This is a genomic window from Paracoccus tibetensis, from assembly GCF_900102505.1.
Lineage (GTDB): Bacteria > Pseudomonadota > Alphaproteobacteria > Rhodobacterales > Rhodobacteraceae > Paracoccus > Paracoccus tibetensis.
In genome coordinates, this window is the sequence record NZ_FMVT01000018.1 from 28,566 (window position 1) to 48,563 (window position 19,998).

Sequence of the window (19,998 nt, forward strand, 5' to 3'; positions counted from 1 at the left end):
GGCGATCCGGCCCATTGGCCGAGCCAGAACCGTTGTCTCGATGCCACGCGTGCGGCCGTGGCTGAATTGCGCGCGGCGGGCATTCTGAAGCCGGTTGACTTGGAGGCTGCCTCACGCTTGCTGAATGGCGCGGCGCTGAACGCGGCACTCTGGGTGGCGACTTGTGATGATCCCGCTACGATGCTGCCAAAGGCCCAGGAGGCCTTTCAAATGCTCGCCGAGGGGTTCCTAGTGGAACACATGCCGCAACCTGGATTGCAACAGGGGTGCAACTGATCAATCCCAAGCGTCCGAGCTGGAGCAACTACTGGTTGGGTCTTGCAAGCACCGAGCGCCCGGCCCGCTTCAGCTTCTGGCAGTTCTGGGCTTTAGATGATGAAAGCTGGTCGTGTGGCACGTGGATCTCGGTCCCGACATGACGCGCGCAGATGACCGTCTTGCCGAGCGGGTGAACGCGATGGACCCTGATCTGCGGCCGTTCCGCGACTCGGGTGGCAAGATGATCCACTATCATGGGCTGGCCGATCCGGTGGTGCCGGCGGCGGAGTCGATCCCGTATTGTCGGCGGGTGCAGCAGGCGACGGGTGGATCGGATGATTTCCACCGCCTGTTCCTTGTGCCGGGGATGGAGCACTGCGGCGGGGGCAGCGGCCCGAACCGGCTGTCCCTGCAAGTCGAGCTGGAGGCATGGGTCGAACAGAGCGTCGCGCCCGAGCGGATGGCGGCCGCCCATCACGAGAGCGGCGACGCGGCTGGTGCCGTGTTGTTCACCGGCCCGCTCTGCCCCTATCCGCAGCAGGCCTTCTACAACGACACCGGACCCGAGAATGATGCCGCCAGCTTCGAGTGCCGCGCGGCTGATGAGCCGCAATTCGAGGATCTGAAGCACGCTTGGCTGCGCCAGCTAGGACCAGGCTACAGTTTGCAATGGTGCGCTGCGCACCAGTTTCAGGAACGCGCGAGCCGGCGGTGACAACGTCCGGCCCGAGCGCCAGACCAAGCCGATGCGGCGCGAGGCGCCGAAATCGGCAATGGGCCTGATCAGCAGATCGCGGCTGCCCAGCACCGGCAGCGTCAGGCGGGGCAGTGCCGACACACCCAGGCCTTGCGCCACAAGCGCACCGGCGGTGGCAAGGTGCGAGACCTCGAAGTGCGGTTCAAGCTGTCGGCCGATGCGCGCGCAGGCGCCGTCCAGAAGCTCGCGCACGCTGGTGCCGGGCGCCATCGCGATGAAGGGCATCCGGATCAGGTCGGACAAGGCATAGGGGCGGTTCTCGGCCAGCAAGCCGCCCGTCGGACCGACGGCCACGAACGGATCGTCCAGCAGAGCCTGGAAGGACAGCTGGTCGCGCGTGCCGACCGTGCCGGCGGTAAATCCCAGATCCGCCTCGCCCCGCGCGACGCTGGCCACCACTGAATCAGCGCGTCGAGGATGCGCAGATCGACACCAGGATGGGCGGCGGCAAAGCGCTCCAGCAGGTCGGGCAGCAGGCCTGCGGTGACGGAGGGCAGCCCGGCTATGGTCAGCCGCCCTCGGCGCGCTTCGAGAAAGGCGGTGAAATCCTCGGCGCCGCCCTCGGCAGTGTTCACCAGACGCTCAGCGAGTTCCGTGAAGGCGCGCCCCTCCTCGGTTGGGGTGACGTTGGGCGTGTCCCGGTCGAAGAGCCGCGCGCTGATCCGCGTCTCGAGCCCCGTCACCAGCCGGGACAGCGCAGAAGGCGACATGCCAAGATGTTCGGCCGCGAGGCGGAACGAGCGCGCATCAGACAGCGCCAGCACGGCGCGACAGTCGGCCAGGTCGAATTTGGTGCCTTTCATGCATCAATTATTGCAGCCTTGCCTATCTAAGCAACTGTCAAAAAAACCGGATGATGGACGCAACGGCCTGTGGAGGGGCCGACAGGAGGAATCACATGACCAAGCATCCCTTTGCTCTCTTGGCCGCGCTTCTGTGCAGCACGCCGGCTTGGGCGCAACAGACAGATCTGCTGATCGGCTCGACCTCGGCCTCGTCCAGCCACTACGGCTACTTCGTCGCCGCGGGGCAGATCGTGAACGAGCAGGTCGAGGGCATCAGCGCCGCGGTTGTTGAGACCGGCGCGACAATGGACAACATCCGCCGCATGTCCCGCAGGCAGATGGACATGGTGCTGGTGACGACGAACGTCGCCCAGCACGCCGTCGCGGGCACGAACGACTTTGAAGGTAATGCGCAGGACCTGTCGCTGCTCTGGGTTTACACTGGTGCGCCGCAGAACGTCATCGTCCGCCGCGATGCGGGGCTGGACAGCCTTGAGGCACTGGCAGGCGCGCGGATCAATCCGGACATTCGCGGTTCCGCCACTGAAAGCACGACCAAGGCGGTCTTTGAAGCCTTGGGCCTTAATGCAAAATGGGTGCGCGGCTCAACCACCGACATCGTCGATGCGATCAAGGACAATCGTATGGCGGGCTACGTCAAGTCCGGCTCGGGTGTGCGGTTGGATGCCTCGACAATGGACGTTGCCACCTTCACCCCCATTGACGTGCTTGGACTGACGCCCGAGCAGGCTGATCAGTTGCGTGCCGAAATGCCTGACATCTCCGTGGTCGACATCCCTGAAGGCGCGGCCGAGGGTATCCCCGCCTACACGACATGGAGCTTCGGCGTCGGCGTCGGCGTCGGCGCGACCTCGGAAATGACCGAGGAGGATGCCTACAAGATCGTGTCGGCCGTGATGGCGGACGAGACGGTGCAGGTGAACGCCTTGGCCGAGCTGCGCGACGCTTCGCTGGCCGAGCTGACGCTGCAATACGCCACGGTGCCCCTGCATCCCGGCGCCGCCCGCTGGTTCGAGGAAAGCGGGCACGAGCTGCCCGAAGCCCTGCGCCCGGCCGAGTGATCCATGCGTGACCGGGTCGCACAGGCGCTTGCGCTGATCCTTGGGCTGTTCGTCTTCTGGACGGCCGCCGCCGGCGCCTTCGAGGCGCTGGAGCAGCGCGCCCTGTTCCTGGGCCTGGTCACGATGCTGGGCTTAGTGCTCTACCCCTTTGGGTACCGGGACCTCCTGGCGCCCTATTGGGCTGGCGGTCGATCTGGCATTGGCAGGCGCTGCGCTGGTCGCCTGCGGCTATATCGTTTGGAACTACCAGACGATCATGGGCTCGCTGCCTTGGGCGACGACCACCCACATCGTGCTGACCGCCGGCCTGCTGGTCGCGGTGCTCGACCTAGGGCGCCGAGCGGTCGGGCTGATCTTCCCGATCCTCGTGACGCTCGGCCTCGCCTATGCGCTGCTGGGCGGCAACCTGCCCGGCGCGCTCGGTCATCGCGGCTTTGATATCGAGTTCGTGACCGAGACGGTGTTCCTTGGCGATCTGGGCATTTGGGGCATGCTGACTGGGGTCGCGGCGACGGTCATCGCGGCCTTCGTCCTCTTCGGCGCGCTGCTGCTGCATTCGGGCGGCGGGCAGGCCTTCATGGACCTCGCCATGCGCCTTGGAGGGCGCCAGCCGGGCGGAGCGGCGAAGATCGCGACCATCTCCAGTGGACTCTTCGGCATGATCTCGGGCTCGGCGGTGGCCAATGTCGCGACAACGGGCAACTTCACCATCCCGATGATGGTGCGTCTCGGCTATCCACGCCCCTTCGCCGCCGCGGTCGAGGCCGTGGCCTCCACCGGCGGGCAGATCGCCCCGCCGATCATGGGTGCCGCTGCCTTTGTCATGGCCGAGATCCTGGGCCTGCCCTACCTGACCGTGATGATGGCGGCGATTATTCCCGCGGTCCTTTTCTACCTCGCCGTCTTCGTCACCGTTCATCTGGTCGCGCTGCGCCGCGGCCTCGCTATCGTCCCCGAGGAAGAGCTGCCCGCCTTGCGCCTGATCCTCGCGCCGCGCCGGGTGCTGCCCATCGTGGCGGCGCTTGGGGGTCTGGGGATCGGGATCTGGCTGGGCCGCTCGGTCGCGACTTCGGCCTTCTACGGGATCATGGGGCTGCTGGTGGCCTTCGTGGTGACGCAAGCGGGGCAGATGCCTGCGCTCGACATGGCCGGCAAGATCTTGGCTGGGCTAATCGATGCGGGCAAGGGCCTCGTCATCATCGGCGTGCTGCTGGCGGGGGCGCAGGTGCTGGTCTCGATGATCAACCTGACCGGGATCGGCGTGACGCTCTCCTCGCTAATCGTGACGCTGGCCGGGGACAGCTTGGCGCTGGTGGCGCTGGTCGTGGCGTTCGTCTGCCTGATCATGGGGATGGGCCTGCCGACCACCGCCGCTTATGTGCTGGTCGCCGCCGTGCTGGCGCCTGCGATGACGGCGGTTGGGGTCGATCCGCTGGCCGCGCATCTCTTCGTCTTCTATTTCGCGACCATCTCGGTCAACACGCCGCCTGTCTGCGTCGCCGTCTTCGTCGGCGCGGGCATCGCCCAGACCCCATGGACCCAGGCCGCCATCGAGGCCGTCCGCCTCGGCGCCGTGACTTATGTCGTCCCGTTCATGCTGCTGCTCTACCCCGGCATGATCATGCAGGGCGGCGCGCTGGCCATCACGGAGGCCGCAATCTCGGGGCTGGTGCTGGTCCTGGCGATCCCGGGCCTTCTGTCAGGCTCGCGGATGCTGGGGCACCGGGCGGCGGATGCGGGCATCTTCATTATAGCCATCGCGCTGGCGATCTGGCCGCACCCGGCGGGGCCGGCAGCCGCGCTGACGCTGCTGGTTGCTGCTTGGGCATTCGGCCGACGGCAGCGAGCGATTGCTTCGGACGCAAGGACAAGACCATGAGCACTCAGCCCTTCCTGATCGGCAGCGGCGCCGGCTTCTCGGGCAACCGGGTGGATGCCGTCATCCCTGTCGTCGCCGCCATCGCCGTCTAAGGGCGCGGCGGGGCGATCATCTTCGAGACCCTCGGAGAGCGCACGCTGGCGCTTGGCCAGGTGGCGCGGCAGGCGGACCCGGAGAAGGGCTACGAGCCGCTTCTGGAGCAGTTCACCCCCATCCTCGCCCCCGCCATCACGGCGGGCATCACCATCGTCGGCAATTTCGGTGCAGCCAATCCGCCCGCCGCCGCGCGCACGATCGCGCGGTTGGCCGGGACGCACGGCCTCTCGTCTAGGATCGCGGTGATCAGCGGCGACGACATGCTGGGCCACACAGCCCTTGACGAGAGTGAACTGTGGGAGGGGGACGCCGGCCTCCCGACGCCCCCCGCCGCGCCCATCGCCGTCAATCTCTATCTGGGCGCACGCAGCATCACTGATGCAATTCGCGCCGGTGCCCAGATCGTTGTGACCGGTCGCGTGGCCGATCCGGCACTGGCGCTCGGGCCGCTGGTGGCGCACTTCGGATGGGATTGGGACGATGTGGACCGGATCGCGGCGGGCACGCTGATCGGGCACCTGCTGGAATGCGGCAGTCAGGTCTCGGGCGGCTATTTCGCCGATCCCGGCGTCAAGGACGTGCCGGACATGGCCCGGATCGGCTTTCCCATCGCCGAGGTGGCCGCCGACGGCGCGGCGGTCCTGACGAAGCCCCCGGCGACCGGCGGGCGCATCGACATCGCCACCGTGACCGAGCAGCTGCTTTACGCGATCCACGATCCCGCCGCCTACCTGACCCCCGACGTGACGCTGGACGTTACTGGCGTGTGCCTGGAGCAGCAGGCCCAAGACCGCGTCCGCGTCACCGGCGCCCGCGGCCGTCCTGCGCCGGACCGGTTGAAGGCGACCGTCAGCTATCCCGGCGAATGGTTGGGCGAGGCCGGCATCTCGTATGCAGGGCCAAACGCTTTTGCCCGAGCCGAGCTAGCCGTCCGCACCATCCGCGAGCGCTTGGCGATCCGCGGCCTCACCCCGCGTCTGCGCGCCGACATTCTAGGCGCTGTCAGCGTCTTCGACGACGACAGCGCCAGTTTGCGGCAAGGCACGGCAGCCTCCGCCTCCGGCGACTATCGCGCCCACTTCACCTTCGGCGGCGACGAGGCAACGGTCTGCGCTGCTTGCCAAGAGGTCGGAGCCCTCTATTGCTGCGGCCCGGCGGGGGGCGGCGGCGTCCGCATCCACGTCGCGCCGCGTATCGTCACCCGCAGCCGCATGATCGCTCGCGACAAAATCCGCACCGGCTATACCTTCCTCGAGGAGGCGCTCGCATGACTACAATGCCGCTGCACCGCCTTGCCCATGCCCGCACGGGCGACAAGGGCAACCGGCTGAGTGTCAGCCTGATCGCCCATGACCCCGCAGATTGGGGCCTGCTGACTCGCGAGGTAACAGAGGCGCGGGTCCTTGCTCTCTTCGCCCATCGCGGCGCCAGTGCGGTGCGGCACTACCTCGTCCCGCAGCTGCATGCGATGAACTTCGTGATCGAGGATGCCTTGGAAGGAGGCTCGAATACCGCCCTCTGCCTCGGTGCCCATGGAAAGACGCTGTCTTACCTGCTGCTGGGGATGGAGATCGACCCTGACGCAGGCAAATATCAACCTCTTTAGTGAGCTGCTGCAAACTGACCTTGATGACATGGTAGGCGAAGGACGGCCCGTAGCTGACGGTGACGGCGGACAGAAACGTTCGGTGCTTCTTCTAGAAGCGGACGTTGCTGGTCGTCGCAGCGACGTCCATCGCCACGCGCCTTCGGTGACACCCAATCTTGATTTCGACGTTTCCATGAACTCCTGCAAGATCGGGGGAGGTAGCTGGTGCCTCAAGGTTAATGCGGACTAGCTGCGCAATTGATCCGCCTTGGTTGGTTCAAGCTTTATAGCCGCACATGGCTGCACTAGTCTGCCACGCTACTGGCTTGGGATCCTTGATCGCTGCGCTTCACGAAGCCGTAGATCAGCAGCGCAAACGTCGCGATCACGAAGCCGCAGGCGATGGGGCGCTCCAGGAAAATCATTGGATCGCCGCGTGAGACCAGCAGGGCGCGGCGCAGGTTCGTCTCGATCAGCGGGCCGAGGACGAAGCCAAGGAGCAGCAGTGCAGGGCTGAAGGCCGCTTGCGTCAGCGCATAGCCGATAGCCCCGATGGCAGCGACCATGACGATGTCGAAGGTCGAGCCGCGCACGGAGTAGACGCCCAGGCAGACGAAGATGATGATCGCTGGGTAAAGCCAGCGGAAGGGAATGCGAAGCATCGACACCCAAATTCCGATCAGCGGCAGGTTCAGGACCAGAAGAAACAGGTTTCCGATCCCGAAGCTGACAACGAGGCCCCAGAACATGTCCGGGTTGGCCTCCAGCATCATCGGGCCGGGCTGGATGCCGTGGATGACCAGCGCTCCCAGCATCAACGCCATGATCGGGTCACCCGGGATGCCCAGGGTCAGCGTCGGGACAAAGGCGGTGATCGAGGCCGAGTTGTTGGCGGCCTCGGGGCCCGCGACCCCCTCGATGGCGCCCTTGCCGAAGCGTTCGGGCTGTCGAGCGACGCGCCGCTCCAGCGCATAGCTGAGGAAGGATGAGATGGTCGAACCGGTGCCCGGCAGCGCGCCGAAGAAGCCGCCAAGCGCGGTCCCGCGTGTGATGGGCGCCACCATCCGCCGCAGGTCGTCCCGCGTCGGGACCAGCTCTCGCAGGCTGACGCGGGCGGGGGGGCCGTCGCGCTCGGCCTTGCGGATGTTGCCGATGATCTCGGCCAGACCGAAGAGACCCATCGCCAGCGCGACCAGATTGATGCCGTCTATAAGCTGGACCTGCCCGAAGGTGAAGCGTTGGGCGCCGGAGTTCACGTCCGTGCCGACGCATCCAAGGATTACCCCCAGCACCACCATCGCCAGGCTTTTGGCCAGCCGCCCCTCGCCGATGGTCGAGGCCGCGACCAGCCCCATCACCATCATCGCTGCATAGTCCGCCGCCCCGAAGCTGGTTGCCAGACCGCTCAGCCAGCCCGCCAGCAGCACCAGGATCACGATCCCCAACATGGACCCCGCAAAGGATGAGATCATTGCCGTGAATAGCGCCACTCCCGCCCGGCCCTGTTGGGCCATCGGGTAGCCGTCCAGCGTAGTCACTGCCGATTGCGGCGTGCCTGGGAGGCGCAGCAGGATCGAGGCGACCGCCCCGCCATATTGCGCGCCGTAATAGACCGCGGCCAGCATGACCAGAGCTGCCTCGGACGAGATGTAGTAGGTGATTGGCAGCAGAAGCGTGATCGCCGCCATCGCGCCGATGCCTGGCAGAACGCCGACCAGCGTGCCAAGCACCGCACCCAGAAGGCTGTAGATCAGGACAGATGGCTGCAGCGCAACCGCCAGCCCGTGGGCCAAGCCATCCACCGTGGTCATCGCGGCGCCCCCGGCCAGACGGGCAGCGACATGTTCAGGCCGCGCAGGAAGACCACCCAGACCAGCGCCGTCACCGCGGCTGACAGCACCAGCCGCCAGCCGAGGCCCCCGCGCGGTGCGACCGAGCTGGCAATCAACACCGTCAGCGCCGTTGTCAGAAGGATGCCCAGCCTGTCCAGCGCCAGTCCGAAGACCAGCAGCGCCGTGACGACGGTGATGGTCTCGGGCCAGGCGAAGGGGCGGAAGCGGCCGGGCCGACTCATCGCTGGGATGGCGATCAGCGCCCCCAGACCCGCCAGCAGCAGCCCGAGCGTCACCGGAAAGAACCCGGGGCCCATCCGCCGCAGGCTGCCCATGTCATAGCTGGCCCAGGCATAGCCCGCGACGGTAAACCCGGTTACCGCGAGAGCCGCGCCCCAGCCGAGGTCATAGAGGTCGCGGCGCATCGGCGTTCCGAACTACTCAGCCGCCTGGACCGTGTCGATCACCCCGCCCCAAAGCGCGGTGTCGTCTCGGATCCGTTGTGCCAGATCATCGGGCGTGCCCGGCTGCGCCTGCCAGCCCATCGCCAGCAGCCGCTCGCGCACCTCCTCATCGGCCAGGATGGTGTTCAACTCGGCGTTCAGACGCTCGATCACGGCCGGGTCAGTCCCGGCGGGAGCAATGAAGGCGTTCCAGAGTTCGGCCCTGAAATTCTCCGGCAGGCCAGCGGTCCCTGCGATGACGGGCACATCCGGCACCTGCGCGAAAGGCTCGGCCGAGGTGACGCCCAGCATCTTCATGGTGCCCGCCTCGACCTGCGGCAGCGCCGCAGAGGGGGCCATGAAGCCGCTGTCGATCTCACCCCCAAGGATGGATGTCGTGACCTCGGCATAGCTCTGGAAGGGAATGTGGAACAGCTGGACACCGGCGGCATTGGCGAACAGCTCGGCCGTCAGATGCGCCCCAGACCCTTCGCCGACCGAGCCGTAGCTGATTGCCTCAGGCTCGGCGGCGGCCTCGATGAAGCCAGCAAGGTCGTCGGCCGGAAAATCCGCTCCCACGGCCAGCACCAGCGGGCTGGTCGCGATCAGGCCCACCGGGGCGATGTCGGCCACCGGGTCATAGCCCAGATCGGGGATAAGCCGCTGCGCGGTGGTCAGCGGGCCGTTGATGTTGATGCCGAAGCTGTCGTCGCCGCGGGCCAGCATCTGCTGAACCGCGATCACCCCACCGGCGCCGGGTCTGTTCTCGACGACGACCGGCTGGCCAAGCGCCTCTGCCAACGGTTCGGCAACAATCCGTGCGATGGTGTCCGGTGACGAGCCTGCCGGGAAGCCAACGAAGACATGCACCGGACCGGCGGGCCAATCCTGCGCCATTGCGGCAGAGGACAGGGCGCATCCGGTCAGGAAAGCGGCAACGGCCGCACCGCGGCGTGTTTGGCAACAGATCATGTGAAGCTCCCCCGATAAATCTACATCGTTTGTTGCCCTTGCTGGCAGGGGCGTCAATGGCCAGTGGGCAGACGGTTGCGGTGCTTCCAAAGCGGACCTTGCTCGGCGCTTCTCCTGTTCAGTCCAAGCTCACCCGGCCCGCAGCGGACGGTCATCCTATTGTCGGTTCTGCGGTTCAGCTTCCTGTAGCGGCCACCCCGACACACTGTGCAGGTCCGGCTAGCGAAGTCCTTTCATGGCGAACGGCGGCTCGCAAGGCATGCAGCTACGGCACTGCTTCAGCCGCTTACTGCTGCTGAGCGCACACCGACCTCAACCTCAGGACTTCGCGACCAGATGCCCACCGCCGATGTCGATCAAGTCGGCGAGGGTGGGCGCCTCGCCTATGGGATGCAGGGGGGAGGGCGGCTCTCCGGAGGGGCGAAGGTAGTCCCGCGCCCGACGCGCCGGATCCGGGATGGGCACAGCATCGAGAAGTCGCTGCGTGTAGGGGTGCTGCGGGTTGCCGAAAATCTGGTCACGGGTTCCCATCTCGACGATCTGGCCGAGATACATGACCGCCAGCCGGTCGACGACATTCTCGACAACGGCCATGTCGTGGCTGATGAACAGGTAGGACATTCCCATCTCGTCCTTCAGCTCTTGCAGGAGCGCCAGCACAGTCGCCTGGACCGATACGTCCAGCGCTGACACGCTTTCATCGCAAATGATCAGCTTCGGGCGCAGCACCAGGGCGCGGGCGATGCAGATGCGCTGGCGCTGGCCGCCGCTGAACTCGTGGGGATATCGGGACATCTGCTCCGTGCTGAGGCCGACACGTCGAAACAGGTCCTCGACGCGGGCACGACGTTCTGCCGGGGTGCCGATGCGGTGGATGACCAGCGGCTCTTCGACGGCGTCCCCCACCTTCATCCGCGGGTCCAGCGCGGCCATCGGATCCTGGAACACCATCTGGATGTCACGGCGCAGCGCTTTGCGCTCATGGGCTTTCAGAGACGAAGTGGGTTTCCCTCCGATCTCGATCAGCCCGTGGTGAGGCACGAGGCCCGCCAATGCCTTGGCTATGGTCGACTTGCCACAGCCGCTTTCCCCGACCAGGCCGAAGGTCTCGCCGGGGCGGATGTCGAAGCTGACGCCGAGGGCTGCGTGAACGCGGTGGGTCGGGCGGCCGAAGAAGTTGGCGCCGACGTCGTAATGAACCGACGCCTTGGTCAGGCGCGCGATCGGAATCGGCGCCTCGGGGGGCACAGGTGCTGCGCGCTCGGCCCCCGCACCGAGGCGAGGAACCGCGGCCAACAGCTCGCGGGTGTAGGCGGCGCGCGGTTCGGCGAAAATCTGCGCCGCTGTTCCCTCCTCGACCAATCGACCGGACTGCATGACGATGACCCGGTCCGCCGTCTCGGCCACCACGCCCATGTCATGGGTAATCAGGATCACGGCGGTGTTGGTCTTTGCCTGCAGGTCGCGGAGCAGGTCCAGCACCTCGCGCTGGACGGTCACATCCAGCGCCGTTGTCGGCTCGTCCGCGATAAGCACCGCCGGGCGCAGCGCCAGAGCCATAGCGATCATGACGCGTTGCCGCATGCCGCCCGACAGCTCGTGCGGGTATTGCCGCATCCGGCGCGCGGGTTCCGAGATGCGCACCTGGCGCAGCGCCTCGATGGCCGCGACCTTCGCCTCGGCTTGGCTGACTGGCTCATGCGCACGGATCGCCTCGGTCAGCTGCGCGCCGATCATCTGCACCGGGTTGAGCGAGGTCATCGGCTCCTGGAAGATCATGGCGATCCGGGCGCCGCGCAGGGGCCGCATCCTGGTCTCGGGAAGACGCGCCAGATCGACCCCGTTCAGCAGCAGCTGGCCGGAGGTCACGGAGACATTTGCCGGCAGCAGGCCCATCAGCGCGAGCGAAGTGATCGATTTGCCAGAGCCGCTTTCGCCGGCGATGGCCAAGGTCTCGCCCGGACGCAGATCAAAGCTGAGATTCGAGACCAGCGGGCGCACGACCCCCCGGTCCCGGACCGAGATGGTCAGGCCCTGCACCGACAGAAGCGGCGCGACGATGGCCTGCTGCGGCACGATCATTCGAACACCGAGCGAGGGAAGTAGAAGGACACGACCCAGTTCGGCATGTCCACGATCTCGGAGATCCGCAGATCGCCGCAGGTCGAGACCAGCATGTAGGCATCGACCGCCGCCATGCCGTGTTGGGCGCAGAGCAGGTCCACCATCTGCTCCACCGCCTGCCGCGCGCCGGTCATCAGGTCGGGGCCGATGCCGGTCGTGACCTCGTAGCCCTTGGCGTCCAGATGCCGCGTCACCGGCCCCGGCGTGGTGAAGCGCGGCATCTTCAGGTTGGCGCCCTTGACCAGGTCCAACGTCAGCGTGACGTCCATCGGGCTCTCGATGGCGGTGCCGCAGACCTCGCCATCCCCCTGCGCCGCATGAGTGTCGCCAACCGAGAACAGCGCGCCCGCCACCTCGACCGGCAGGTAGAGGACCGTGCCCTTGGCCAGATCGCGGATGTCGAGGTTACCCCCCGTGCGGCGCGGCGGGACGATCGAGTGCAGGCCCGGCTCGGCCTGCGCCACGCCGATCGTGCCGGTGAAGGGCTTCAGCGCGACCTTGCCGTGCTGGCCCCAGAGCGCGGGGGCCAGCGTCGCGGCGTCATACTTCCAGATGACCAGCGCCGGGTCGGTGAACTGGTCGGCCAGCAGCCCGAAGCCGGGAATGTTCGCCGTCCAGCCCCAGGCCGAGCCGTCCTGCACCCGCGGCGCGAAATCCTGAAGCGTCACCTTCAGCGCGTCGCCCGGCTCGGCGCCCTCGACATAGATGGGACCCGAGACCGGGTTGATCTTGCCAAAGTCCAGGGCCGCGACATCGGCGACGGTGCTCGACGGGCCAAGCTGGCCCGCCGAAGAATCCTGACAGTTGAAGAGGATCGTCGCCCCCGGCGCGACCGTCTGGACCGGGGGAAGCGAGTTGTCCCAGCCAAAATGGTGCTGCGCGCCGTGGATCGTGTAGTCGCAGTTCTTGCACATGGGCTTACTCGGTCACGTAGACATAGTCGTAGTTGACGGGAATCGAGACCGGATCGACATAGAGCGCGTCATCCCCGCCCATGCGCGGCGATTTCATCGTGTAGCGCTGCTCGTTGAAGACCGGCACCCAGGGCGCCTGCGCCATGACCTGCTGGTAGACCTCGGACCACATCTCCAGCCGCTCGGGGGCGGCGGGGTCGGTGAAGCTGTCGGCCTCGGTCGCCATCGCGTCGATGCTCTCGTCGCAGAACTTCGACCAGTTCCAGCCGCCGTCGCCGGTGCCGGCGCAGCCGAGGATCGGGCCGTAGAAGTTCGAGGGATCGGGGAAGTCCGCGATCCAGGCCATGCCGCCCGACCAGATCATCGGCGCCTCGCCCGCGCCGCCGGCCTCGATCACGTTCGCCTGCGCGAGGCTGCGGATCTCGACATCGACGCCGATGGCCCGCAGGTCCTGCTGGATCGCCTGCGCGATGCGCGGGTTCGGGTCGGTGTTCATCACGTAGAGCTGGGTGGTGAAGCCGTCCCCCAGCCCCGCCTCGGCCAGCTTGGCCTTCGCGCCTTCGGGGTCGTAGGCGAAGCCGTCAAACCCCTCGGTATAGCCGGGCATCGAGGGCGGCAGCGGCTGGTTCGCTGGCACCGCGCGGCCGTTGATGACCTGGATGATGCGGTCCTTGTTGATCGCCATGTTGACCGCCTCGCGCACGGCGAGCTGATCGAAGGGCGGGGTGCTCACGTTCAGCGTGATGTAGCCGGTATGCAGCTGCCCGCCCTCGACCACGCGCGCCGCCTGGTCGGGATCGTCCATCACCTCCTGGAACTTCGCCGGCGGGATGCCGTCGCCCGGCACGTCCACCTCGCCCTGCTGAAGGCGCAGCAGCGCCACGACCGGCTCCTGCCCGACCTCGAAGGTGATGCCGTCCAGATAGGGCACGCCGTCGCGCCAGTAATCCTCGTTCTTCTCCAAGACGAGGCGCTGGCCGATGACCCAGTCCGCCAGCTTGAAGGCGCCCGTGCCGACCGGCGACTTGCCGAAATCGGCGCCCGCTTCCTCGACGGCCTCGCGCGGCACGACCGAGGCGAAGTTGAGCCCCATGACGTGCAGGAAGGTGGCGTCGGGGCGCGACAGGGTGATGCGGATAGTCTGCGGGTCAACCACCTCGACCCCCGACAGGCTGTCCGCCGCGCCGCTTTCCACCTCGGCAAAGCCGGCGATCGAGGCGAAGAAGCCCGCGCCGGGGGACTGCGTCTCAGGGTTGGTCACGCGGTCGAGCGAGTATTTCACGTCTTCGGCCGTCATCTCGCGGCCGTTGTGGAAGGTGACGCCCTGGCGAAGGGTGAAGGTGAAGACTGTGCCGTCCTCGGACACCTCGTAGCTTTCGGCAAGGCCCGGCCGCAGCTCGGTCGTGCCGGGGACGTAGTCCATCAGCCCGTCGAAGATCGACTTGATCATCGACCAGTTCTGCCAGTCATACCCAATGGCCGGGTCCAGCGTCGCCACGTCGTCCTTGTAGGTGATGGTGATCGTACCGCCGGGCGTGGCATTCGGATCGGGCGTGTAATCTTGCGCAGCGGCCGGCAGCGCAAAGGCCAAGGCGAGGGCAGAAGAGCAGAGCAGCTTTTTCATCTTGGTTTTCCCTGTTGTGGTTGAGGCTTCACCGCATCTTGATGCGCGGGTCGATGAAGGGGGTGACGATGTCGGCCAGAAGGTTGCCCAGCACGATGAAGCCGGCCGAGACCATCGTGACCCCCATGATGACGGGGATGTCGACGCGCTGGATCGCCTGCCAGGCCAGCTGCCCGATGCCGGGCCAGCCGAAGACGCTTTCCACGACGACGATGCCGCCCATGAAGATGCCGATGTCGATGCCGATCATGGCGATGATCGGCAGGATCGCGTTCGGCAGCGCATGGCGGAAGAGGATGCGCCCTCGCGTCAGCCCCTTGGCGCGCGCGGTGCGGATGTAGTCTTGCCGCAGCACCTCGATCATGGACGAGCGCATCATCCGGCTATACCAGCCCGAGCCCATGATCCCGAGCGTCACCGCCGGCAGCACCAGATGCGCCGCCGTGCCGTAGCCGCCGATGGGAAACCAGCCCAGCTGGACCGCGAAAACGTAGAGAAGCAGCAACCCGACGACGAATTGCGGGGCCGAGACGGCGACGAAGCTGGTGACCATCAGCCCCTGATCCAGCGGCCGCCCCCGATAGAGCGCCGCGATGACGCCGAGGGTCAGCCCGATCACCAGTTCGCAGAGAATGCCCCCCGCCATCAGCAGCAGGGACGCGGGCAGGCGCGAGGCGATCAGCGTGCTGACCTCGGTCCGCTGAAGGTAACTGCGGCCCAGATCGCCCTGCACGAGTCCGGCGAGGTAGCGCCCGTATTGCACCAGCAGCGGCTGGTCGAGGCCAAGCTGCTGGCGGATGTTCTCGACCGTCTGCTGGGTGGCCGAGCGTCCCGCGATCTGGCGCACCGGATCGGCCGGCAGGACGTAAAGCAGCACGAAGGTGATGAAGCTCACGCCCAGCAGGATCAGCGCGGCTTGCAGCACGCGGCGGAAGAGATAGCCGGCCATCAGTCGCGCCCCCGCTGCGTCGGATCCAGCACGTCGCGTAGCGCGTCGCCGACCAGGTTGAAGGCCAGCGCCAGCAGCAGAATGGCCGCGCCGGGGATGAAGACCAGCCAGGGCGCGGCCTGGAAATAGGTCTGGTTCTCGAAGATGATGTTGCCCCAGCTTGGCGTCGGCGGCTGCACCCCCACGCCGAGGAAGCTCAGCGTTGCCTCCAGCAGCACCGTGACCGAGATGCCGAGCGTGCCCCACACGATCAGCGTCGGCACCAGATGCGGCAGGATGTGGCGAAAGAGGATGCGCCCGCCCGAGGCGCCGAGCGTGCGCTCGGCCGCGATAAACTCTCGCTCGGCGAGGCTGGTGGTTTCGGTGTAGACGACCCGCGCCGTCTGCACCCAGTTCACCAGCGCGATCACCATGGCGACGATCCAGAGCGAGGGCTGGAAGATTGCCGCTAGGCAGATCGCCAGCAGCAGGGCCGGGAAGGCCATCATCAGGTCGGTGAAGCGCATCAGGATGGCGCCGACCCAGCCCCTGAGGAACCCGGCCGTGATCCCGACCAGCGTGCCGATGGTCAACGCCGCACCGTTCGCCACGATCCCGATGATCAGCGAAGTGCGCGCTCCGTAGAGCATCCGGCTGAAGAGATCGCGCCCCAGAAGGTCCGTGCCCATCAGGAACTCGCCGCCCGGAGGCATGGGCGCGCCCTGCATCGTCAGACCCTCGAAAAGCTGCTCGTTCGGGGCGTATCGGACGATCCACGGGGCGAAGATGGCGCCGCCCACCACGATCACGATGATCGCCAGCCCGAACAGCGCCAGCTTGCGCCGCATCAGCCGGCGCAGGACGCTGGCCGCAGGTGCCGGCGCGTGGAGCGGGACATGGGCGGTGTCAACCATTGTCGGCCTCCTTGTCCGCCGCGGCGTTCTGCACAAGCCGCTCGGCGGCCTCCTCGAAGCTGATGCGCCAGGCCATCGCCATCTGCCTCAGCTGCTCATAGGCCGCGTCCTCGCTCTTGCCGCGCGCCGCCAGCAGGGCGACGGCACGGACGACCGTCTGCCGCTGGCCGAGGCGGCGCCGCAGGCTATCGATCTGGTCGCTCATCTCGGCGCGCGCATCGAAAGTTGCCCGGGCGATCAGCAGAGCCGAATAGACCCCCGCGGTCCCGACGGGCTTGAGGATCTGAGCATCCGCGCCGAAGTTCATCAGCCACTCGATCCTGCCGGGAGCTTCCGATCCGATCAGCGCGATGGTGGGCATCGGCGCCCGCCCCGGCAGCCACGGGAACTGGTCCTCGTGCGCCGGGTCCACGTCGATGAACAGGTAGTCTGCGGACTGTGCGGCGGGCGGCAGCTCGGGCCAGTGACACTGGGTACGAAGGCCGATCGCCTCGAGCTGACGCGCCAGTGCCGCGACCGTGGGGTGAGGGCGATGCAGGATGACCGCGACAGCCCCGCCCAGGTCTGGGATGCGAAGGCGACGGCTCATGTGACCACCCGCAGCACGGGACGCGGAAGATCGCGTCCAGCGGTCAGGTAAGGATCGCCCTCGATCGGCTCTAACACGTCCAGGACGTTGAAGCCGCCGTTTTCGACCCTGGCGATCGCGATCGGCAGGCGCGTGTGGTGCGTCCGCGCGCTGATCCCCAGCTGCCGCGCATTTGGCAGCGCCAGAAGCTGCGACAGGGCCAGGTCTTCCGCACCGGGTCGTCGGTTCAGAAGCTCCGCCAGCATGATGACCGACGCGAAGGCCGCCGCTTCGAAGGACGAGGAGAAATCCTGCTTCTGCTCTTGTCCGGCAAGCAGTGCAGGCATGCCCTGGAACCAAGGGCCTGCCGCGACAATCCCGTCAGCAGACGTGCCCATGACCGGCAATTCGCATTCGGTGAGGTTGCAGGACAGGACGGGGCAGCGGGGGCTCGCGAAATACGGATCGCTGCGCCGAAGATCGGCCATCGCCGCGATGAACTCATATTGCGACGGCCCGATCAGCTGGTTCAGGACGAAGTCCGGGCGGAGGACGGCTATCTCCTCGACGATCCTCGAGACATCGGTCGAGCCGAGCGGCAGATAACGCTCACCCAGGATCTCGCCCCCGGCCGTGACCGTCACCTGGCGCGCCAGGCGGTTCATTTCCCAGCCCCAGATGTAGTTCGACCCGGTCAGGTAGCCGCGTTTGCCGTGCGATGCGAACGCATGATCGAGCAGGGGCAGAAGATGCTGGTTGGGACAAGCGTGCGTGTAGACAACCCTGTCCGAGGCTTTGAACCCTTCGTAGGGGACCGGATACCAAAGCGCCCCGTTCAGCCGTTCCAGCGAAGGGATGACCTCCTTTCGGCTCCAGGATGTCGTGCAGCCGACAAATGCCGCGCGCCGGACGTGCTGAGGATCTCCTCGCTCAGCGGCGCATAGGCATCGACATCTCCTGCCGGATCGCGCTCGACATGATCGAAAGAAAGATCGAAACGGTCGTCCCCGTTGACCTGCTCGATGCCCTTCAGCGCGCCACTGCGGCTTGCCTCGCCCATCAGCCGGTACGGACCCGAGTGGGAAAACAGAACGCCGATCGAGATCTTCCGTGCCATCGTCCGCCTAAACAAAAAAGCCTCGCAGATCCCTGTGCTCGAAAGAGCGAACGGATCGCGAGGCCTGGTTGCCGAGTATGTCAGGATGACGATGAGACATGCCGCGCCTCGCAGTCAACGATTCGTCGACTCGAGAAGATGCTACTGTCGAAATACTGGGCAGGCCTTCGGCAGAGCAACGATGTACTCCCATAAAGCTGTTCTGGCAGAATGCCACCAAGCTCATGGTGCTATCCGTGCTCAGCCGCTCGACAAGTTGTAGGTGGGGAGGGACGGCCCTTAGCTGTCGATCGACAAGCGCGACGGCAACGCGCGTCGCACTTGGCTGACACTCAATCTCTCCTGGCCTCAGGGCTGGTCCACGCCCCGAAATGCCGAGGGTGGGACGCGGAACCTCGTCCGGGCGGCGGGCATTCTCCGAGGGAGAGCGACGGCACCCTGAGGGAGGAGATCCGCATGCGAACAATCTTGTTGATGCTGCTCGCCCTGCCTTTGCCGGCGGCAGGCTTTACTGCGCGCAACGGAATGGAGGCGGCACAGGTCGGCCCCACCGAGATCGCGGTCGCGTTCCGCAGCGGCCGTTCAGACACCGATTACTGGTGCGCGGCAGGGGACTTTGCGCAGCGCGCGATGGGGATGCCGGTGGTGACGCGCCTCTGGCGAGCCAGCCCCAAGCCGCGCGGTGCCGGCGAGGGGATCGTCTTCACCCTGGACCCCGCGCGGCAGGCCGAAGGCGCTGGCCTGTCACAGTTCGGCGCAGGGCCGCGGGACGGTGCTATTTCTCTCGGGGCGGCGGTAGCGGGGCACTGCCAACGCGAGCTGCCTCCGTGGCGGGAGTGAAGGATCGGAGTGACGACGCGGTTTCTGCTAAACAAGGTGCCCAACAAGCGGGCGTAGAGGTGATGTGCAGCAATTTGATCCAAGCGGTCGATGACCAGCAGCCCCAAGCCAATGCCTGGCCGGCCATCTCGTGGGAACTGCATCGGCGTCATCTCCGACACCCACGGTCTGCTCCGCCCTGAGGCGCTGGAGACGCTCGAAGGCGTCGGCCGCATCCTGCACGCGGGCGATATCGGTGATCCCACGCATCTTGACGCACTGGCACGCATCGCGCCGGTGACGGCAATTCGCGGCAACATCGACCGCGGCCACTGGGCTGAGGCCCTGCCCGAAACGGTGAGCCTCACGATCAGCGGCCTGCGGATCCACATGATCCATGACCGCAAGGCTCTGCAGGCGGATACGAGAGCCGAGGGCTGGAACGTCGTGGTCTCAGGTCATTCCCACAAGCCCTGCATCGAGGAAACCGGCAGCACCCTCTGGCTGAACCCCGGCGCAGCCGGCCCCCGCCGCTTTCGCCTGCCGATCACGCTGGCTTTCCTTTGGGAAGAGGCCGGCCGCCCCCGCGCCATGATCCACCCTTTGTCAATCTGACCCTGTCGCCTGGACATCGAAAACCGGACTCTTGCGAATGCAGTAAGGTGGCAACGGAGACAGCCTATTCATAACTTTTCCGGACATTCTATGTCTACAGCCCACCACCAAAGCAGGCGTCAAGCACTGGAAGCTGCCTTAAATCGTTCTCAAGTCAGAAGGATGAAGCCCAAGGTCGAACTAAAGAGAAAGATCCTCGACGATCTCGCCACGGATGCCTTTCAGCGGCACGTCCTCTGAATGCCGAACGAGATAATCATACGCGTCATCGTGGCTTTCGAAGGCCATGGGGACCTCGATTGCGCTGAACTCACGGCCCGACCGCGCCAACTTCATGTGAGGCGCTGCGCCCATGGCAATGACAAATCGCGGCATCTCTTGTGTCCTCCGTCTGGAAGTTTGTTGTCGAGCTGTTCAAGTTCGACAGTGTTGTCTGAACAGCCCCGATTTTCTTAGACGCCTTCACGTCTCATCATCTGCCGTCGCTCGAACTCCGCAGGCGACAGCATTCCGTTTCTCGCGTGCTTGCGCTTCGGGTTGTAGAACATCTCGATGTAATCGAACACGTCCTGCCTGGCTTCTTCGCGTGTCCGGTAGGTCCTGCGCCTGATCCGCTCGCGCTTGAGCAGGTTGAAGAAGCTCTCCGCAACGGCATTGTCATGGCAGTTGCCGCGGCGGCTCAT

Annotated in this window: 21 protein-coding genes and 2 pseudogenes; 8 read left to right on the forward strand and 15 right to left on the reverse strand. The window is 66.2% G+C overall.

Annotation, left to right across the window (positions count from 1 at the left end):
* Window positions 1-276 (forward strand): annotated as a pseudogene (locus BLP73_RS19835) (TetR/AcrR family transcriptional regulator); the annotation flags it as partial.
* 139 nt (window positions 277-415) lie between these two features.
* Window positions 416-973, forward strand: a complete 558-nt coding sequence (locus BLP73_RS17585) for a tannase/feruloyl esterase family alpha/beta hydrolase (RefSeq protein ID WP_139166018.1) — start codon at window positions 416-418, stop codon at window positions 971-973.
* On the opposite strand, the gene BLP73_RS17590 is transcribed toward BLP73_RS17585, so the two are convergent.
* Entirely contained in the window at window positions 905-1,414 is a 510-nt protein-coding gene (locus BLP73_RS17590) for a LysR substrate-binding domain-containing protein (RefSeq protein WP_090747910.1), read from the reverse strand. The genes BLP73_RS17585 and BLP73_RS17590 overlap by 69 nt on opposite strands.
* A 215-nt stretch (window positions 1,415-1,629) precedes the next feature.
* Window positions 1,630-1,818 (reverse strand): annotated as a pseudogene (locus BLP73_RS19840) (helix-turn-helix domain-containing protein); the annotation flags it as partial.
* 53 nt (window positions 1,819-1,871) lie between these two features.
* Here BLP73_RS19840 and BLP73_RS17600 point away from each other — a divergent pair.
* From BLP73_RS17600 to BLP73_RS17615, 4 genes are all read left to right on the forward strand, one after another.
* On the forward strand, window positions 1,872-2,882 hold the full coding sequence (locus BLP73_RS17600) for a TAXI family TRAP transporter solute-binding subunit (RefSeq protein ID WP_245686741.1): 1,011 nt from the start codon (window positions 1,872-1,874) through the stop codon (window positions 2,880-2,882).
* A gap of 148 nt (window positions 2,883-3,030) precedes the next feature.
* Window positions 3,031-4,761: a TRAP transporter permease gene (locus tag BLP73_RS17605; RefSeq protein WP_217630724.1), complete on the forward strand. Its 1,731-nt coding sequence runs from the start codon at window positions 3,031-3,033 to the stop codon at window positions 4,759-4,761.
* Between the two features lie 110 nt (window positions 4,762-4,871).
* Window positions 4,872-6,128: an acyclic terpene utilization AtuA family protein gene (locus BLP73_RS17610; RefSeq protein WP_281179949.1), complete on the forward strand. Its 1,257-nt coding sequence runs from the start codon at window positions 4,872-4,874 to the stop codon at window positions 6,126-6,128.
* Complete coding sequence (locus BLP73_RS17615) at window positions 6,125-6,463, forward strand: AtuA-related protein (protein WP_090747918.1); 339 nt, start codon at window positions 6,125-6,127, stop codon at window positions 6,461-6,463. The genes BLP73_RS17610 and BLP73_RS17615 overlap by 4 nt, the downstream gene beginning before the upstream one ends.
* 287 nt (window positions 6,464-6,750) lie before the next feature.
* Here BLP73_RS17615 and BLP73_RS17620 read toward each other — a convergent pair whose 3' ends face one another.
* From BLP73_RS17620 to BLP73_RS19950, 11 genes are all read right to left on the reverse strand, one after another.
* Window positions 6,751-8,256 carry a tripartite tricarboxylate transporter permease gene (locus BLP73_RS17620; RefSeq protein ID WP_090747921.1) on the reverse strand — a complete coding sequence of 502 codons (1,506 nt, stop codon included), beginning with the start codon at window positions 8,254-8,256 and terminating at the stop codon, window positions 6,751-6,753.
* Window positions 8,253-8,702: a tripartite tricarboxylate transporter TctB family protein gene (locus BLP73_RS17625; RefSeq protein WP_090747924.1), complete on the reverse strand. Its 450-nt coding sequence runs from the start codon at window positions 8,700-8,702 to the stop codon at window positions 8,253-8,255. The genes BLP73_RS17620 and BLP73_RS17625 overlap by 4 nt, the downstream gene beginning before the upstream one ends.
* Before the next feature lie 12 nt (window positions 8,703-8,714).
* The gene (locus BLP73_RS17630; RefSeq protein WP_090747927.1) at window positions 8,715-9,692 is read right to left on the reverse strand and encodes a Bug family tripartite tricarboxylate transporter substrate binding protein; all 978 of its coding nucleotides are present in this window, start codon (window positions 9,690-9,692) and stop codon (window positions 8,715-8,717) included.
* Window positions 9,693-10,010: 318 nt separating this feature from the next.
* Window positions 10,011-11,774: an ABC transporter ATP-binding protein gene (locus tag BLP73_RS17635; RefSeq protein ID WP_090747930.1), complete on the reverse strand. Its 1,764-nt coding sequence runs from the start codon at window positions 11,772-11,774 to the stop codon at window positions 10,011-10,013.
* Window positions 11,771-12,730, reverse strand: coding sequence for an acetamidase/formamidase family protein (locus BLP73_RS17640; RefSeq protein WP_090747933.1), 960 nt, complete (start codon window positions 12,728-12,730; stop codon window positions 11,771-11,773). The genes BLP73_RS17635 and BLP73_RS17640 overlap by 4 nt, the downstream gene beginning before the upstream one ends.
* Window positions 12,731-12,734: 4 nt before the next feature.
* Complete coding sequence (locus tag BLP73_RS17645; protein ID WP_090747936.1) at window positions 12,735-14,354, reverse strand: ABC transporter substrate-binding protein; 1,620 nt, start codon at window positions 14,352-14,354, stop codon at window positions 12,735-12,737.
* A gap of 28 nt (window positions 14,355-14,382) precedes the next feature.
* Window positions 14,383-15,303: an ABC transporter permease gene (locus BLP73_RS17650; RefSeq protein ID WP_090747940.1), complete on the reverse strand. Its 921-nt coding sequence runs from the start codon at window positions 15,301-15,303 to the stop codon at window positions 14,383-14,385.
* The gene (locus BLP73_RS17655) at window positions 15,303-16,196 is read right to left on the reverse strand and encodes an ABC transporter permease (RefSeq protein WP_090747943.1); all 894 of its coding nucleotides are present in this window, start codon (window positions 16,194-16,196) and stop codon (window positions 15,303-15,305) included. The genes BLP73_RS17650 and BLP73_RS17655 overlap by 1 nt, the downstream gene beginning before the upstream one ends.
* Entirely contained in the window at window positions 16,189-16,785 is a 597-nt protein-coding gene (locus BLP73_RS17660) for an ANTAR domain-containing response regulator (protein WP_090747946.1), read from the reverse strand. The genes BLP73_RS17655 and BLP73_RS17660 overlap by 8 nt, the downstream gene beginning before the upstream one ends.
* Complete coding sequence (locus BLP73_RS17665; protein ID WP_342672093.1) at window positions 16,782-17,621, reverse strand: transporter substrate-binding protein; 840 nt, start codon at window positions 17,619-17,621, stop codon at window positions 16,782-16,784. The genes BLP73_RS17660 and BLP73_RS17665 overlap by 4 nt, the downstream gene beginning before the upstream one ends.
* Window positions 17,600-17,881: a type 1 periplasmic-binding domain-containing protein gene (locus tag BLP73_RS19950; protein ID WP_281179948.1), complete on the reverse strand. Its 282-nt coding sequence runs from the start codon at window positions 17,879-17,881 to the stop codon at window positions 17,600-17,602. The genes BLP73_RS17665 and BLP73_RS19950 overlap by 22 nt, the downstream gene beginning before the upstream one ends.
* A 474-nt stretch (window positions 17,882-18,355) precedes the next feature.
* On the opposite strand from BLP73_RS19950, the gene BLP73_RS17670 reads away from it, so the two are divergent.
* Together BLP73_RS17670 and BLP73_RS17675 are read left to right on the forward strand one after the other, a co-directional pair.
* Window positions 18,356-18,721 carry a hypothetical protein gene (locus BLP73_RS17670; RefSeq protein ID WP_139166019.1) on the forward strand — a complete coding sequence of 122 codons (366 nt, stop codon included), beginning with the start codon at window positions 18,356-18,358 and terminating at the stop codon, window positions 18,719-18,721.
* 90 nt (window positions 18,722-18,811) lie between these two features.
* Window positions 18,812-19,315, forward strand: coding sequence for a metallophosphoesterase family protein (locus BLP73_RS17675; protein WP_245686743.1), 504 nt, complete (start codon window positions 18,812-18,814; stop codon window positions 19,313-19,315).
* Window positions 19,316-19,495: 180 nt separating this feature from the next.
* On the opposite strand, the gene BLP73_RS17680 is transcribed toward BLP73_RS17675, so the two are convergent.
* Entirely contained in the window at window positions 19,496-19,690 is a 195-nt protein-coding gene (locus BLP73_RS17680; protein ID WP_090747953.1) for a hypothetical protein, read from the reverse strand.
* Between the two features lie 77 nt (window positions 19,691-19,767).
* Window positions 19,768-19,998: IS3 family transposase (locus BLP73_RS17685; protein WP_139166020.1), on the reverse strand; the 231-nt coding region annotated here is incomplete at its 5' end.